This window comes from Flavonifractor plautii ATCC 29863, assembly GCF_000239295.1.
Classification (GTDB): Bacteria; Bacillota; Clostridia; order Oscillospirales; family Oscillospiraceae; genus Flavonifractor; species Flavonifractor plautii.
This window is the reverse complement of the sequence record NZ_JH417793.1, coordinates 1-3074: the sequence shown is the minus strand read 5'-3', so window position 1 is coordinate 3074 and position 3074 is coordinate 1. Positions and strand designations below refer to the sequence as shown.

2 protein-coding genes are annotated in these 3074 nt (G+C 62.1%); one reads left to right on the top strand and one right to left on the bottom strand.

What is annotated here, in order from left to right:
- Positions 1-191: 191 nt before the first annotated feature.
- The gene (locus tag HMPREF0372_RS10810; protein ID WP_007492164.1) at positions 192-1685 is read left to right on the top strand and encodes a M23 family metallopeptidase; all 1494 of its coding nucleotides are present in this window, start codon (positions 192-194) and stop codon (positions 1683-1685) included.
- Between the two features lie 42 nt (positions 1686-1727).
- On the opposite strand, the gene coaBC is transcribed toward HMPREF0372_RS10810, so the two are convergent.
- Entirely contained in the window at positions 1728-2918 is a 1191-nt protein-coding gene (gene coaBC / locus HMPREF0372_RS10805) for a bifunctional phosphopantothenoylcysteine decarboxylase/phosphopantothenate--cysteine ligase CoaBC (protein ID WP_007492163.1), read from the bottom strand.
- Between the last annotated feature and the right edge of the window lie 156 nt (positions 2919-3074).

Genomic DNA, 3074 nt, shown 5'->3' with positions numbered 1-3074 from the left:
TCAGATGTCCAATATGTATTGTAGTCCTACACGCGGATTCCCGCCTTTTCCAGTCAAAGTCTTGACTTTTTGGCAAAAAGCGTGTATGATACGCCTTGTAACCATTTGTAACTTTTCGTTTCTGACTGTTACCTTTCGGCCCTCGCGGGCCTTCTTTTACGCAAGAACAAATAATTAGGAGGGTTTCCCTCATGGACGAAATTCTGCATACGCCCCGGGAGGAGTCTTCGGCCATCCGGCCGCCCCTGGCCCAACTCCGGGACAGATGGGAGGCGGGTACCGCGGCCCTGGCGCAGCGCGTGGAGCCGCTCCGCCGCCGGCTGGACGCCGCCACTGCGGGCGGCCGCCGGCTGATCAATCCCCTGCATTTCCTGGCCGCCGCCGTGGTCATCGGCGTGGCGGCTGTGGTGGGCACTGTCTACACTCCCAGCTATGTGGTGGAGGTGGACGGCGTGGCCCTGGGCACCGTCACCAGCCCCTCTGTGTTTGAGGATGTGGTGGACCGGGTGGAGAGCCGTGCCACCGATATTCTGGGCTACGACTATACCATGGACGGCGCGGTGACCTACGCCCCTGCCCTGACGGAGCGGGAGTCCATCACCCCCGTGGCGGACTTTGAGACCTACCTCTTTGACCAGATTGGCGAGGTAATGAAGAGCTATGTGCTCACCGTCAACGGCCAGTTCATCGGCGCGGCCCAGGATCGGGAGACCCTGAATGGGGTGCTGGAGCAGGTGAAGGCTACCTATGTAGATGAAAACACAATGTCCGCCGAGTTTACCTCCGGGGTCTACATTACCCACGAGTACACCCCCTCCGATGTCAATCAGGACCCGGCGGCCATGCTGGCCACCCTCACCGCCAACACCAACGGCCAGACCACCTATGAGGTGCAGAAGGGCGACACCTTCATGCAGATCGCCTTTGACAACAACATGAGCATGTCGGAACTGGAGGCCCTCAACCCGGATGTGGACATTAACCGTATCTACATCGGCCAGCTCCTCAACGTGAAGGAGGAGATTCCCTTCCTCTCCGTCAAGACGGTGGATAACGTGACCTATACCCAGTCCATTGAGTGCCCGGTGGTGGAGGTACAGGACGACTCCATGTACCAGGGCGAGTCCAAGGTGCTGGATGCAGGCGTCCCCGGCGAGCAGATCGTCAACGCGGACATCGCTTACCTCAACGGCGTGGAGCAGGAGCGCACGGTGCTCTCTACCCAGGTCACCCGGGAGGCCACCAACAAGGTCATCGCTGTGGGCACCAAGGTGCGCCCCTCCTGGCTGCCCAACGGCTACTTTATCTGGCCCGTATACGGGCGCATTACCTCCTACTTCGGCTACCGCTCCATCTTTGGCTCCTACAGCTACCACGGCGGCATTGACATTGCCACCTCCTACGGCACCAACATCGCGGCCGCCGATGGCGGCACCGTGGTCTTCGCCGGCCGGGCCACCGGCAGCATGTGGAGCTACGGCAATCTGGTCATCGTGGATCACGGCAACGGGAAGCAGACCTACTACGGCCACTGCTCCAGCGTCCTGGTTTCCGCCGGCGACAAGGTCTACCAGGGTCAGCCCATCGCCAAGGTGGGCTCCACCGGCCGCTCTACCGGCAACCACTGCCACTTTGAGGTGAAGATCAACGGCACCTCTGTTAACCCTCTGTCCTATCTGAGCTGAAAAAAACCGGCGCACCCTGACGGGTGCGCCGGTTTTTTCGGCTCAGCGGAGCTTCAGGATTTCATCCAGCAGACGGTGGGCGGCCTCCTCCTTGGTGAGGAGGGGCAGCTCCAGCTCCTCCCGGGGGGAGATCAGCGTGAGCAGATTGGTTGGCACTGCGAAGCCCGCGCCCGGCTCCTTGAGGTTGTTGGCGGCAATCAGATCCAGGTGCTTCTTCTCCAGCTTCCTGCGGGAGTTTTCCACCATGTCCCGGGTCTCCATAGAAAACCCGCACAGGAACTGCCCCGGCCCGCGGTGCTCCCCCAGCCAGGCCAGGATATCCCGGGTGCGCTCCAGGGGAATGGACAGCTCCCCCTCCCCCTTCTTCACCTTGTCCTGGGCCACCTGGGCCGGGCGGTAGTCGGCCACCGCGGCGGCCTTGATGATGATGTCCTGCTCCGGGGCGCGGGCGGTGACCGCCTCGAACATGTCCTGGGCGGACACCACGTCCACCGTCTCCACATAGGCGGGCTTCTTCAGCGCCGTGGGGCCGGACACCAGCGTCACCTCCGCCCCGCGGGCGGCGGCGGCCCGGGCCACGGCGTAGCCCATCCGCCCGGTGGAGTGGTTGGTCAGGCAGCGCACCGGATCCAGTGCCTCCTGGGTGGGGCCGGCGGTGACCAGCACCTTCAGTCCCTCCATGTCCTTGGCATGGGAGAGGGCGTGAAGCACCGTCTCCAGCAGCTCCTCCGGCTCCGGCATCTTCCCCTTCCCCACGGCCCCGCAGGCCAGGCGTCCGCTGGCCGGCTCCACAATCTCCCAGCCGTACCGCCGCAGGAGGGCCAGGTTATCCTGGGTAACCGGATTCTCATACATGCGGGTGTTCATGGCGGGCGCGGCGATTTTGGGACAGTCACAGGCCAGAACGGTGGTGGTGAGCATATCGTCGGCCAGGCCGTGGGCAAGCTTAGCCAGAACGTTGGCCGTGGCCGGGGCCACCAGTACCAGGTCGGCCTGGTCGGCCAGGGCGATGTGCTCCACCTGGAACTGGTAGTTGCGGTCAAAGGTGTCCACGCTTACCCGGTTGCCCGTCAGGGATTCAAAGGTGTGGGGGCCGATAAACTCCGTGGCGTTTCGGGTCATGAGTACCTGGACGTTCGCCCCCTGCTTCACCAGGGCCGAGGCCAAGCCGGCCGACTTATAGCATGCAATGCCGCCGGTGACACCCAGCAGCACAGTTTTTCCCTTTAACATGCAGGTCTCTCCTTTGTCAGTGGGCGGATGCGGACATCCGCCCCTATGCTCCGTTATAGTCATCCAATTATACCAAAACAGCCGCAGGTTTTCCACAATGGGATTGCAATCTGAGGATATAACCTGTAGGACTACAATACATATTGGACATCTGAA

What these genes read in the sequence shown, in the direction of transcription:
- coaBC (WP_007492163.1), bottom strand. Translation starts at nt 2,918, where the DNA reads ATGTTAAAGGGAAAAACTGTGCTGCTGGGTGTCACCGGCGGCATTGCA.
- HMPREF0372_RS10810 (WP_007492164.1), top strand. Translation starts at nt 192, where the DNA reads ATGGACGAAATTCTGCATACGCCCCGGGAGGAGTCTTCGGCCATCCGG.